12 protein-coding genes and 1 pseudogene are annotated in these 13,626 nt (G+C 45.3%); all 13 read right to left on the reverse strand.

Annotated features, from left to right (window positions below):
* Nucleotides 1–163: 163 nt before the first annotated feature.
* Nucleotides 164–358 (reverse strand): hypothetical protein, encoded by a 195-nt coding sequence (locus VZT47_RS01455; RefSeq protein WP_330223207.1) that lies wholly within the window; start codon nt 356–358, stop codon nt 164–166.
* A gap of 74 nt (nt 359–432) precedes the next feature.
* The gene (locus VZT47_RS01460) at nt 433–2,943 is read right to left on the reverse strand and encodes a YadA-like family protein (RefSeq protein WP_330223208.1); all 2,511 of its coding nucleotides are present in this window, start codon (nt 2,941–2,943) and stop codon (nt 433–435) included.
* A 924-nt stretch (nt 2,944–3,867) separates the two neighbouring features.
* A complete protein-coding gene (locus tag VZT47_RS01465) occupies nt 3,868–4,194 on the reverse strand; it encodes a hypothetical protein (protein ID WP_330223209.1) in 327 nt (108 codons plus the stop codon).
* A 23-nt stretch (nt 4,195–4,217) separates the two neighbouring features.
* Entirely contained in the window at nt 4,218–4,514 is a 297-nt protein-coding gene (locus VZT47_RS01470; RefSeq protein WP_330223210.1) for an HU family DNA-binding protein, read from the reverse strand.
* 81 nt (nt 4,515–4,595) lie between these two features.
* Complete coding sequence (locus VZT47_RS01475) at nt 4,596–5,711, reverse strand: hypothetical protein (protein ID WP_330223211.1); 1,116 nt, start codon at nt 5,709–5,711, stop codon at nt 4,596–4,598.
* 83 nt (nt 5,712–5,794) lie between these two features.
* On the reverse strand, nt 5,795–6,538 hold the full coding sequence (locus VZT47_RS01480; protein ID WP_330223212.1) for a MazG nucleotide pyrophosphohydrolase domain-containing protein: 744 nt from the start codon (nt 6,536–6,538) through the stop codon (nt 5,795–5,797).
* Nucleotides 6,539–6,543: 5 nt separating this feature from the next.
* A complete protein-coding gene (locus VZT47_RS01485) occupies nt 6,544–7,176 on the reverse strand; it encodes a CatA-like O-acetyltransferase (protein WP_330223213.1) in 633 nt (210 codons plus the stop codon).
* A gap of 161 nt (nt 7,177–7,337) precedes the next feature.
* Nucleotides 7,338–8,104, reverse strand: a pseudogene (locus VZT47_RS01490) (TatD family hydrolase).
* Nucleotides 8,104–10,050, reverse strand: a complete 1,947-nt coding sequence (gene metG, locus VZT47_RS01495; RefSeq protein ID WP_330223214.1) for a methionine--tRNA ligase — start codon at nt 10,048–10,050, stop codon at nt 8,104–8,106. Before metG ends, VZT47_RS01490 begins: the two are co-directional and overlap by 1 nt.
* 129 nt (nt 10,051–10,179) lie before the next feature.
* Nucleotides 10,180–11,025 (reverse strand): 16S rRNA (cytidine(1402)-2'-O)-methyltransferase, encoded by an 846-nt coding sequence (gene rsmI, locus VZT47_RS01500; protein ID WP_330223215.1) that lies wholly within the window; start codon nt 11,023–11,025, stop codon nt 10,180–10,182.
* Complete coding sequence (locus VZT47_RS01505) at nt 11,018–11,767, reverse strand: tRNA1(Val) (adenine(37)-N6)-methyltransferase (RefSeq protein ID WP_330223216.1); 750 nt, start codon at nt 11,765–11,767, stop codon at nt 11,018–11,020. Before VZT47_RS01505 ends, rsmI begins: the two co-directional genes overlap by 8 nt.
* On the reverse strand, nt 11,760–12,602 hold the full coding sequence (locus VZT47_RS01510; RefSeq protein WP_330223217.1) for a PSP1 domain-containing protein: 843 nt from the start codon (nt 12,600–12,602) through the stop codon (nt 11,760–11,762). The genes VZT47_RS01505 and VZT47_RS01510 overlap by 8 nt, the downstream gene beginning before the upstream one ends.
* Nucleotides 12,590–13,618 (reverse strand): AAA family ATPase, encoded by a 1,029-nt coding sequence (locus VZT47_RS01515; RefSeq protein ID WP_330223218.1) that lies wholly within the window; start codon nt 13,616–13,618, stop codon nt 12,590–12,592. Before VZT47_RS01515 ends, VZT47_RS01510 begins: the two co-directional genes overlap by 13 nt.
* Nucleotides 13,619–13,626: the final 8 nt, after the last annotated feature.

Below are 13,626 nucleotides of genomic sequence, written 5' to 3' on the forward strand. Positions count from 1 at the left end.
CCCTTAGATGTACAACAGGTGACGGAGTGAAGGGGCAAAGCCCCTCCACCCGATACCTATTTACCGCCCCCTCATAATGGCCGGGCAGTTACTCGACAGGTTCTCACAGTCTGCAGATTTGTGCAGGCTTTTCTTCCAAAAGAAACTTCCCAGCCACATTCATTTACCAGTTCAATTTCTTCATGGCATTATCATAATCAGCCATCGCCTGGAAGATACTTTTCCTGGCAAAATAAGATTTTGGAAATCTATTGACTTCACAAAACTTATTAAATCGCTCGTACTCGTCCTTCGTCATGGCGATGCTGATACGATACGTCATCCTCCCCTGTTCTTTCCCTTTTTCTTCAGGATCCATAGGAACTCACTTTCCAGCGAACAGAGTGAAACAATCACTATCGCTTTTGTTATTTGTTCTTATTATTCATAGTACTATTTTACGATGCTCTTTTCAACAGTAGTAGAGAGTTCCATCTTCTGCATGAGGAGAGCTACCTGGTCTTTGAGTTCTTTGATTTCCTCAGCCTGCTTATCATTTTCGGCCTTCAGAGTACGGATTTCAGCAGCCATGGCTGCCTTGGAAGTGGTTTTGCCATTGGAACCTCTGCCAACCTTGAAGGAAACACCTGCATTAAAGGCGTTGTGATCGGCACCCATGGTACCGCCAAGGCTGAACATCACATTTTCATTGGGCTGGTAGAAGAGTCCAAGAGCTTCTGCAGTAGTTCCACGATAGGTGCCAGCGGAAACCGCCACATCCAGCTTGTTATCCGGATCATAATCCAGATGATGAAGGCCTGCCAGGGCTGCTCCTACCGCACCAGCGTCCTTGATATCTTTTGTCAGATTATGGTTCATGGTATCCATATCATGATAGATATTATCAGCAACACCATTTACATAACCCACATTGGCCGCACTGGACATATCACGAATATTCGTGGTTACGCCGGTAATGACACGGCCTCCGTTTGCCCCGGATACATCAATCTTGGAAGCTTCGGAGTCTTTTGCAATTCTTACCTCATTGCCGTCTACAGTTACCAGGCCCACACCTGTGGATTCACGGATACTTTCTACCGCATTGAATACGGTGCCACCGGACACAAGGCCAGTATTGCCTTTTTCTACCTTCCCGGTATTGAGCTTGGCTGTAAAGGCATTCACATCAATATTGGAACCGTCTTTTTCAACCTTGCTGTCTTTCAGATCATTGATGGATTTTTCGTTTTCAGAAACTTTGCCGTTTAAAGTTTCTACATCAGCCTTATTCGCTTTCCCGGAAAGGCCGGTATCCACATAAGACTTATCAGCCTTGGTTTCCTTAAGGGAAGCAATATCGGAAATATTGGTATCTACCTTGCCGGACACCTTGGTCAATTCAGAAGCATCGGCTTTTTTAGCCAGGGAATCCTTCATGGTATTCTGGATAACCTGTTTCCCGGCATCGGTAATATTCGACAGATCCTTGTCCGCTTTATTAGCAACACTGGCATTAATTGCCTTTTCGGAATCAGCAATTTTCTGGTCAGTCTCTGCCTTGGTATAGACAGAATCGGCATCGGCTTTCTTGGCGAGACCTTCATCTACATAAGATTTATCCGCTTTCTTGGAGAGGCCTTCATCAACGTAAGTCTTATCAGCCTTGGAATCTTTCAGGGAAGCAATATCGGAAGTATTGGCATCCACCTTGCCGGACACTTTGGCCAATTCGGAAGCATCGGCTTTTTTAGCCAGGGAATCTTTCATGGTATTCTGGATAACCTGTTTCCCGGCATCGGTAATGTTAGACAGATCTTTATCTGCTTTATTGGCAATGTTTGTATCTGTTGCCAGGCCTTCCGTTGCTTTAGAGATAGCCTCTGCTACCTGTCCACCGGTGACCAGTCCGGCATTTCCGGATGCCACAGAGCCATCTGCTTTGACGGAAATTTTATTATCAGTGGAAATATCAATACCCGTTCCTGCAGTATAAGTTTTTCCGCCTGTGAATCCTGCCAGGGCTTTATTTAATGTGTCCCCGGTAATAAGTCCCTTGTCATTGGCTTCATTTTTACCAGTTCCAAGCTTTTCCGCATACTTTTCAGCATCAATGTTGGAAGCATCAGTCTTGGCATAGGTATCACCCAGACCGGAGAGAGCAGTGTATACGCCGCCGCTTGTCATGAGGCCGGTTCCATTTTCAGCCACCACTGTGGTTCCAAGCTTAGCAGAATATTTTGCCACATCAATATTGGAACCATCTGTTTCAGCTTTGCCTTCGGCAGCTTTCTTTGCAACAGTTTCTGCAACACCCGTGATTTTTGCTTCCCCGGCTTCAGACAGGTTGTCCAGTGCGGTAGATGCTTTACCGGCAAAGGATGCGTCGGTAGGCATATTCTTAATTGCCTGGTAAACAGTATCGCCTGTTACGATTCCTGTATTTCCGGCTTCCACCTTACCGTTAGAAGTTACACCGAACTTGATTCCCGTTACCACTCCGCTGGTATTTGTTACGGAGCTGATATTTACATTATCTCCACTTACAAGGTTCATCTCATTATTGCTCGAAGTCATATTGAAAGCCCGTTTGCCATTCACATCGTACCAGAACCCTGTATCTTTAATGGAGTTAAGCGCCGTATTTGCTTTGATTGTTGTCTTCGTCAGCTGATCCTGAAGAGAAGTGACGGTTTCAGCATTGGCCGCAATACTTACGCTGATATTATTGATGCTTTCATCAATGTTATCAAAACGGTCAGAAAGCTGGCCACCTGTTACCGCATCAGTACTCCCGGATCTAATGTTTCCATTTGCCAGGCCAGTAAGTTTAGTATTGCTGAGCGTAATGGCAGAATGATCATCGCCGTCATACAAAACCGTGTTATCGGCTGCCATAGAATTAAAACCGAGTGTCAATGCTGCAGCTGCTGCCATTGCTAATACTTTTTTGTTTGCTTTCATAATAGGTTCCTCCAGACTGTACAAAAAAAGACACTAAAAAAACCTCTTCAGAGTGTGATCATGACTTTGGTTATCAGACCAACATCGAGAGGTTATCTCATTTTGTATTCAGTTGTAGGAACTACAAAAGACGTTTAGAGCTAAACGCCCTAGACATTTAAGAGCTAGACGCTCTCAATGTACGGGTTATCGGGACCGCCCGTCAGGTAACTACCGCCACGCACTCATAAAGAGGCAAGCATCCTGCATCCATCGTCCAGGGATGCATTCCGTTTACACCCACCATCTTCACTTCAGCTTCTTGTGTTTCACCATCTCTCGGTATTTCGCCCAGCCCTCTTGCTCATAGACCTTAACTAGTACCGCCGTCAGGTAGCCCAACTTTATTGGTAGTGAATGGTAGTGAATTTCACTACCAAAAGTATACCACCGTATAAGAACTGTGTCAACAGATTTTGTTATAGTTGTATTTTCATCTGTCCATATTGATTCCCTATCAATGTACCTTTCCTTCTACTCCCTGAATATGTTAAATCAATAATTTAACTTAATATCGCTTTGCGTTAAAAATTGACCGCCAATAAAATCAGGCATCGTAACGCATCTATTTATATGTTAAAATGCTTTATTTTATCGTATTTATTTAGTTCAATTCGTTTTTAACTCAAAATGTTGAGTTAAAAAAAATAACTGCATTTTTAATTGAGTTAAAATGGTAGATTTGAGATTGCAGGGTTGCTCTGCTACAGAGTAAAATTTTACACTAAGGTTATAGTTCTGTTTTTAGTCCGTTCGTACTGTTTTCCTGCTAAACATATCTGTGGATAATGGAAATTATTCATTATTGTTACATATGCTTATTTTCTTTAACTGCATCTACTTCAATAAAAAAAAGGAAGCATTTCTGCTTCCCTGAAAAATGATTCAGTTATCTTTTTCCGGAACCTGGATTTCATCCTTATGTTCTTCGGCATACTGTTCAAAGTCCTTATCTTCCGCTTCACTCAGGATCCGGATCATTTTCTTGACCGCATCATCTGCAATTTCTCTGTTTCTGATAGCGGTCAGATTAAGTACTGCTGCGTACAGCATCAGAAAAATAGTCTTGTGATTCGGGTTGATAGGATCTACTTCACCTTCCGGAGTCGGCACGTCGGACTGAACCATGGTTCTTACATAGTCCTTGTTATTCTCGTCCTCAAGTACGGTAATGTTGATGTGCATTTCCTTGAATTCGTTCTTGTCACTCATTTTGATTTTCCTCCCTTCTTGATTTACTTTACCTTTTCTTTCAATCGGCTTGATGCCTTGAAGGCCACTCTTTTATGAGCTTTTACACGAATCTTTTTTCCGGTAAGCGGATTCAAAGCATACCTGGCTTTAACGCTTGTTAAATGAAAGCTTCCAAACCCCATCATTAATACTTCAATGTTCTTTTCCAGTGCCTCTGTCAGAGTACCGATAAATGCGTCATAAGCCTTAGCAGCTTCATACTTGGTCATTTCGTTTTTTGTGGCCATCATCTCGACGAATTTTGCTTTGCCGATTTTGATTGGTTCTTTCTTCTCCATCCTATTCACTTCCTTCCTTTTTGAATTTGTATATGTAAAACACGGGCGGTTATTATTGTTGTTATTATTGCTCCCTGTGTGTTAACGTCTTCCAAGGGAAAGTCCACGTTCATAGATTTCAAGTTCAGCTACAGTCTTTTCATACTCATCATTCCGTTTGAGTTTGTTTTCATCCAGGTCCTCCCAGCGGATTAATCTGCCATTGGGTGCATCCTTATTGGCATCCACCAATCTGCTCATGGCTTTACCAACTGCATTGCTACGTTCATTATAGGATTTAGATTTCCTGATTCCATAAGTTCCATTCAGGGCAGCATTCTGGTCATTTTCAAATTTAGCCTTCTTTGCCACATTACGGACTTTATAGAACCTTGCCTTAATGGTAGTTTCTTTTGCCTCTTCTGCATTCAACTTCCAGTAAGATTTACCATTAGAGGCATTGTCTTCTTTATATCCTACAACCATTTCCGTAACATTGGCTTTTCCCTGGATAACAGGTGCACCATCTCTTACTGCATGCACCCTGTAAAGAGTCCCATTTTTGGGTATGCCGGAAATATCCGTCAGGATGAAATAGGTGCAGTCCTGATATTTCACTTTTGGCATCCTCTTTAATGGGATCCGGCCTTCATATTTTAGATTTTTACCAACGGCATTCGGAAGCGGTTCGCTGTATACAATGATGTCCGGCTTATAATTACTCCTAATTAAGGAAGCCTTTTCACGATACAGTTTTTCCTGCTTGGTAAAATAAATATATTTGCCATAATTCTTTTTCATGGACATCTGGTGCTTACTATTTTCGACTTTAAGAGCTTCAAATGTAGAATGTACTTCTTGTTCTTTGCCTCTCAAAGTGCCTTCCTTTGCATCATATTCCTTCTTCAGTTTGGCATTCAAAAGAGTTGTTTCCTGCCACTGCTGCTGTACCTTGTCAGGCACGGTATGGAAAAAGGCCTGTTCCTGATTCATATATTTTTCGAGGTCGGTCAACTCTTTCATGGACCTATGATATTTGTTTTTGGCGTCTTTATAACCAGGAACGATTCTATCTTTTGCCATTTCATAAAGAATAGCGTCCTTGAATACATGCTTTCTCTCTTTCTGGAAGTTTGTAAAATATACGGTACCTTTGCTCTTGAAAGCATTGGCTCTTTCTTCCATGGCAGCAGAGAGATCGGCAGCGGTGATAACCATCGGGTCTTTTTCGTTTGCCTTTTCTTTAGCCTCTGCCCTGGCTTTGGCCCTTTCTTCCTGCAGTTCCTTTGCTACTCGTCTGATTAAAGAGTCAATAGCAAGCTCTTTGGCACACCGGAAAACAGGTATTTCCTGTTTTTTTCAATTCTTTTACGTTTTTCCCACGCTTCCGGGGAGGATGCATAGTGATCTTTCCCTTCTTTCTTAAATACGAAAGGATGACGGAGGATCATTTTATCGGAAATCCCGTCAATGACATCCTGCAGCGTAAAAAATCCTTCTTTTTCTGCCAGTACGGAATGAAATACAATCTGGAACAGGACATCCCCCAATTCCTCTTTGAGATTGACCATGTCATTTTTATCGATAGCATCGATGGTCTCGAAAGCTTCCTGCAGGAAACAGGTACGCATGGACTGATGATCCTGCGCCCTGTCCCAGGGGCAGCCTCCCGGAGCAAGCAGGGTATGCACAGTCCTGTCTATAGCCTCGAAGGAGTAAGGCAGGGCCTCCCTGGCCTTCGCTTTCCTTCCGTCAAAAAGAACAGTAATTTCCTTTTTGACCGGATAATTATTAAAATCTTTTATGGAAATACGGAGAACATTTTCATTGTCAAGAACCAGAAGGGGCGTCGTATCCTGAAATACCCTGAGCAGCCTTTTGATCAGGATTTCCGCATCGTTTCTGCTGCAATCCTTCAGGATGAGGAGCTCCCGTCCGGTCAGGGAGACAATATCTGCCCTGCTCCCGCTGACAACAGAAAAATAATCATTTTCCGAAAGAAGTCCTTTTTCTTCCAGAAGGGAAAGCAGTTGTTTCGTATTCATGAGATTCATCCTTTCCAGTCATTGATGAGGGACTGTATTTCCCTGATGATGGCCCCGGCATCATATCCATCGCAGACTGCGTGATGAACCTCCAGGGCGAGAGGCATATAATAATGACTTCTTTTCCTGTGAAGACGGCCAAGGGTATACATGGGGATAAAATAACGGAAGGCTCTCGGAAAGCTCAGATGGAGGGATTCATAGTTCACCCAGGGAATGACGGAAACAGGGAAAAGGTTTGCCGGACGTCCCGGTTTCCCAAAGAGCCCCCGATTATCCCCATAAAGGGTGGTATCCCGTTCATAAGAATCCAGAAAGATTCGATAATCTTCATTGTATTCGGTCCAGAGGCTGGAAAAAGTATGATCATCCCGATGAAAGACGGTATAGCTCGGATGGACCACATCATAATATCCCAGTTCTCCCTGTTCATTGAAAGCGATCCTGTATTCTTTATGCCTGTTTTCCACCACTGAGAGAAAATACAGCATGGCCGGATAGGGGCGGGCGTGCTGTCTCATAATCGGGGTGACGTCCAGCTGCACCGTCATGCTGTACATGCAGGGTACCGCCCTCAGAAAATACCGAAAATATTCTTCTCTCGGCCATTTGCTCCTGTCAATGATTGTAAATCCCATGCTCTTCACGTTCCTTTTCCAAAATCACCCCATTGCCGGAACATAATTTTTCGAATACTGTTCTTCACCGGCCAGGGCGCTCCAGGTTTTTATCTTTGATTCTACTATACCATATCCGGTAAATTTTCATCAAAAAACCTCCCCATAGTGAGGAGGTTCTGTTAAATGTCATAAATGCGAATGGCATTTTCCCTGGTACGGCTTATGATTTCTTCAACGGGAAGTTTTTTCAGACGGGCCAGTTCTTCTGCCACATAATACACATTGAATGGATCGTTCCGTTTCCCCGATTGGGAGGAGGAGTCAGGTAGGGACTGTCGGTCTCGATCAGGATTCGCTCCAGCGGCAGGGCAGCAGCCACTTCTTTCAGCCTGATGCTCCTGGGAAATACGACAGGCCCGGCAAAGGATATATAGAAACCAAGCCTGATCAGTTCTTTTGCTGTTTCCAGGCTCCCGGAAAAGCAATGAAGGATTCCTCTCATGGCAGGGCTCTTATGTTCCTTCAGAATGGAAAGGGTATCCCCATGGGCCTCCCGGTCATGAATCAGGAAAGGAAGATTCAAATCTTTAGCCAGCTCAATCTGGCGGGCAAACCATTCCTTCTGGATTTCCTTGTCCGTATAGAGGTAATAATAGTCAAGGCCGATTTCCCCTATGGCTTTCACCTTCGGATGGGACAGGGCCAGGTCCCCTATTTTCCGGAGAATTTCTTCACTGGCATCTTTTGTCACCTGGGGATGAATGCCCACGGCTGCATAAAGAGGATCGTAAGTTTCCGCAAGAGTCACGGCTTTCCGGCTTGTCTCCAAATCCTCCGATGGAATCACAATATAGTCCAGAGACTTGAAAAGCGATGGAATCAGTTGATCCCGGTCCCTGTCGAAGGCTTTGTCATAGAGATGGGCATGGGTATCAAAAAGTCCCATTATTTGACCTTGCTGCCTGCAGGCATATCGACAAAAGGCACTTCAAGTTTGTCATCTTTCGAAGCCGCAAGAATCATTCCCTGGGATTCGATGCCCATCAGTTTGGCCGGTTTCAGGTTGGATACGAAAATGACATGCTTTCCAATGAGTTCTTCCGGTTTGTAGTATTCGGAAATACCGCTGACCACGGTTCTCCTGTCATCACCGCCAAGGGTAACGGTCATCTTGATCAGTTTTTTTGATTTTTCCACTTTTTCTGCGGTAAGGATTTCTGCGACGCGAAGGTCTGTTTTAAAGAAATCATCTACGGAAATGGAAGCTTCTTTTTCCTCTTTGGAATTTTCTTTCTTCTGGGCTTTCTTTTCCTTCTTCGGAGCCGGCTTTGCTTCTTCTTCTTCGATTTCAATGCGCGGGAAAATCTGCTCGCCCTTATGAGTCAGGGTTCCGTCCGGAATGCCTCCCCACACGAGGTCTTTAAAGGCTGCAGCTTTGAAGTTTTCAAGGCCCAGCTGGTTCCAGATTTTTTCGGATGCAATCGGGATTACCGGTTCAGCCATAAGGGAAACATAGCGGAGTCCTTCACAGAGATGATAAAGGACAGCATCCAGCAGCGGCTGTTTGGCAGGATCTTTGCCCAGGGACCAGGGCATGGTCACATCGATATATTTATTGAGGGAACGGATAAAAGTCCATACGGCACGGATGGCATCGTTGATTTTCCAGTTATCCATATTTTCGCGGAAAGTTTTCAGCGTTTCGGCAGCATTCTTTTCCACTTCTGCCGATGCGGCTGCAATGGACGGATCTGCGGAAGCATCCCCTTTATGGAGTACGTCTTTGTTATATTTGGCCGCCATGGAGAGGGTTCTGTAGAGGAGATTGCCCAGATCATTGGAAAGATCGGAATTGATGCGGTTAATCAGACGATCACGGCTGAAATTGCCATCCTGTCCCAGCTGGATATCATTCAGCAGATAATAGCGGATGGCATCGGATCCAAATTCCTGTAAAAGGGGAATCGGATCAATGACATTGCCTTTTGACTTGGACATTTTTTCGCCGTCCACGATGAGCCAGCCATGACCATACACTTTTTTCGGCAGTTCAATGCCAAGGCTCATGAGCATGATCGGCCAGATGATGGTATGGAAACGGACAATTTCCTTCCCTACCAGATGAACGTCGGCAGGCCAGAATTTTTTAAATTTTTCAGGATCATCCACAATGCCTGCTGCAGTCAGGTAGTTAACCAGGGCATCAAACCATACATAAACCACGTGTTTGGGATCAAAAGGCACGGGGATGCCCCAGGAGAAGGAAGTTCTGGATACGCAGAGATCTTCCAGGCCGCTCTTGACGAACTGGATCATTTCATTTCTTCTGGATTCCGGCTGGATGAAATCCGGATGTTCTTCGATATATTTCATCCACTGGTCCGCATACTTGGACATTTTGAAGAAATAGGCATCTTCACTGACTCTCTGCAGCGGGCGGCCGCAGTCCGGGCAGATATGATCAGGGGTCAGCTTGTTTTCCGGCCAGAAGGTTTCGTCCGGAATGCAGTACCAGCCTTCATATTTTCCAAGATAGATATCTCCCTTGTCATAGGCCCGCTGGAAAAGCATCTGGACTACTTTCTTATGACGTTCTTCCGTAGTCCTGATGAAATCATCATTGGAGATATTCAGTTCTTTCCAGAGCTGCTTGAAGAGGGCAACAATACCATCTACATACTGAATCGGCGTAACTCCCGCTTCTTCCGCTTTCTGCTCGATTTTCTGTCCATGTTCATCGCTGCCGGTCAGGAAGAAAACGTCATAGCCGTCAAGCCGTTTAAAGCGGGCAATGCTGTCGGCAATGGATGTACAGTAGGTATGGCCGATGTGAAGCTTCGCGCTCGGGTAATAAATCGGTGTGGTAATGTAGTACGCTGGTTTTTCACTCATAAAAAATGACTCCTCTCTCTATAGATGAAACGATATCGTCTTTTAGCAATAGTTTTATTATAACTCTAAAAGGAAATATAAAAAACAGCCTGATGTAACTAAAAGGTTATATTTTTATATTTATCCGGATTATTTTTTATTTTCCAGCAGAAACTGGTATATTTCCCGGCGGGACATATTGAATTTCCCTGAAATCCTGCGGGCCGCTTCTTTCAGCGGAAGTGTTTCAGCCTGCTTCAGGGCTTCTTCCTGCCAGGATGACTGATTCTCTTCTACCGTTTCCATGGATTCATTCCAGCCTTCCACCAGTACCACATATTCTCCTCTTGGTTCTTCCTCATCCGCATGAAGACGGATAGATTCCAGCGTTCCCCGATTAAAGGACTCAAATTTTTTTGTCAGTTCCCTGGCAGTCACCGCCCTGCGGTTCCCCAGATATTTCAGAAGCGTGTCCAGCGTATCCTTCAGTCTGTGCGGGGCCTCATAGAAAATGAGTGTGAAAGGAATGCGGCTGATATCGGAAAGGAGCTTTTTCTGTTTGGCCGTGATTTTCGGAAGAAATCCGATAAAAACGAACTGCCTTGCATCAAGCCCTGAAGCGACAAGTGCAGTCAATGCCGCATTGGGTCCCGGAAGCGGTATGACCGGAATATTTTCAGAAAGAGCAAGTCTCACCAGATCCGCCCCGGGATCTGAGATGACAGGCATCCCCGCATCGCTCACCTGGGCCACGGAACGACCTGCTTTTAATTCTTCAATAAGCTTTGGTCCCGCCTCTTTTTTATTATGTTCATGATAGGATACGGGATTTTTTGATATTCCAAGATGGTCCAGAAGAATTCTGGTATGTCTCGTATCCTCTGCAGCTATAATGTCTGCCCCTTTTAATATTTCTACAGAACGCTCCGTTACATCGGATAAATTTCCGATAGGCGTAGGCACCAGGTAAAGGGTGCCCGGTTTCAGTTCATTCATTTGACTCCTTCCCATAGATAGCCAGTACTTCATCGGTGTAGGACCCATCCGGATGATGAAGCAGAAGCGGCGGTTCTATCGCCAGTTCCGCATGGCCTCCATATTTCCATTCCAAAAGCACACGGACCGCATGGTGCCCTTTTCTGGCATAGATGAGCCGGAGCCTTTTGGGTTCCATACCATATTTCCTGCCAATAGAAATCAGGTCGGCAAGCCGGTCTGCCCGATGGACCATAGCCATACGCCCACCGTATTTGAGAAGGTATTGGGATGTTTTAAACACTTCTTCCAGTGTGGCATTCAATTCATAACTGGCGGAAGCAATGCCATGGCTCTCACTCATCCTGCCGCTTCCCACTTCCCGGTAAGGCGGATTCACAAAGACAAGCGAAAAGGAACCGGAAGGAAAGTATTTCCCTGCCTCCCGGTAGTCCGCTTCCAGTACATGGATGATCCCCTCTTTATGATTCCCGGACACATTCCTTCTCGCCAGGTCTGCCATCACGGGATTCACCTCAATGGCCGTTATATCCTTTCCTCCCAGAGCCGAAGCCAAAAGGGAGATCACTCCGGTACCGGTTCCAAGATCCACAATACGGTCTCTGGCCCTGATTTGAGGATAATGGGCCAGAAGCACGGAATCGATGGAAAAGCAGAACTGGTCCGGCCTCTGGATGAGTTTCATGCCGTCCCGGACCAGATCATCCAGGCGTTCCCCTTCCTTTAATTTCCAGTCAGTCATTTTCTTCCTGTTCCACAGAATCCCAGGGCAGAATTTTCGTTTTCTGTCCTTCCAGCTGGACTTTCACTGTATGCTTCTGGCTGTTCACATAGAGTACCTGACCGCTGCCTTCATCGGTAATGACTTTCATGCCTACCCGGAAGTTCTTGCCATTATTCCGATCCATGGGGCAGCTTTTTTTCTTTTTGCTGCCGGTGCCTTCATACATATCATTTTCATACCGAAGACAGCACATGAGCCTTCCGCAGACGCCGGAAATTTTGGACGGATTCAGGGATAATCCCTGATTCTTGGCCATTTTAATGGAAACCGGGGCGAAATCCCCAAGGAAAGTGGCACAGCAGAGCGGGCGGCCGCAGGAACCGATGCCGGAAACCTGCTTGGCCTCATCCCTTACGCCCACCTGGCGAAGCTCAATCCTTGTATGAAATACGGAGGCCAGTTCCTTGACCAGTTCACGAAAATCGACCCTTCCATCCGAAGTAAAGAAGAATACGATTTTATTGCGGTCAAAAGTATATTCAGCCCGAAGCAGTTTCATCGGTATTTTGAATTTCTCGATTTTCTTCAGGCAGATATCAAAAGCAGACTTTTCTCTTGCCTTATTCCTCTCGAGCTGGGCAAGATCTTTGATCGTAGCTTTCCGGACAGCCGGTTTAAAAGGCGCTTCCGCATCAGTAACCGGATTTTTGGGGATCAGCACTACATTCCCGTATTCCAGCCCCCTGGAAGTCTCCACAATGACCCCGTCATCCAGATGAATATCAAGATGATTGGAATCGAAATAATAAATTTTACCTGCCGGCTGAAAGCGGACGCCGATTACCTGATCCATTTCTTTTCGCCTTTCTGTATATGCGTTAACTCAATGAGAATAACATCCCAAACATTTTTTGTATTAATATATCGTGCCACAGCGGTTTCCGCAAGTTTCAGAAACTTCATGGCCTCCTCGCCCCTGCCGCCGGACCAGCGTGGCGCAATCCTTTCTTCCCTTGAAGAAACCGATGCGCAGCGGACAAGAGAAACATCACCGGTCTCGGAAAGTACCATGATATCCCGCCCCACCAGGGATATCCACCGAAGGGATTTCAGGAAATCATGGCGATCTTTAAATTCTGCCGTGGAAAGTGTTGAAAATGGCATGGAGCTGTCTGTAAGAATTTCCCAGAAATGTATGGCCCATTCGGGCTCTTTGCTTCCCTTTTCATCACAGACTTCCAGAGCGATACCGGGATTCCCTTCACACATCTGGAAAAGGAGGGATGAATCCAGTTCTGCCGGAAGTGAAAAACGTTTTGGATCTGATTCAACAAGGGATAGGAAATCCTTTTTGTTTAATGGAAGAAACCCGAACCTCTCTCCTCTGGAAATAATTGTTGGAAGCAGGGCCTCCAGATCATGAGTAACGAGGATAAAATGGATATTTCCTTCCGGTTCCTCCAGCGTTTTGAGAAGAGAATTGGCAACAGGAGCCATCATGGTCTGGGCCTCGTCGATAATACAGACATGCGGCTTTTCATCAAAAGAAGCCATGGCCTCCAGAAAGGTGCGGAACTGTTCAATTTTCAATTCCATTCCTACAGGATGAAGATACCACACCAGATGGTCTGCCAGGGTTATGACCGGCATCTTTTGCAGGTCTTCTTCCGGAAGCGATGAAAAAGAATCCCAAAGTTTGTCTGTTCTACCCGTTATGACTCCTGCCAGGTCCAGAGCTGCCGTGGTTTTTCCCAGCCCTTCATCACCATAAAAGATGAGGGTATGGGGCAGCCGTCCATCCTCCAGGAGTCTCTTCAATTCTTTCTTTAATTTTTCCTGCCCGTAAAGATGGGGAAGAAAATCGTTCATTGGAGCTG

Source organism: Dialister sp. (genome assembly GCF_036343215.1).
Taxonomy (GTDB): domain Bacteria; phylum Bacillota; class Negativicutes; order Veillonellales; family Dialisteraceae; genus Dialister.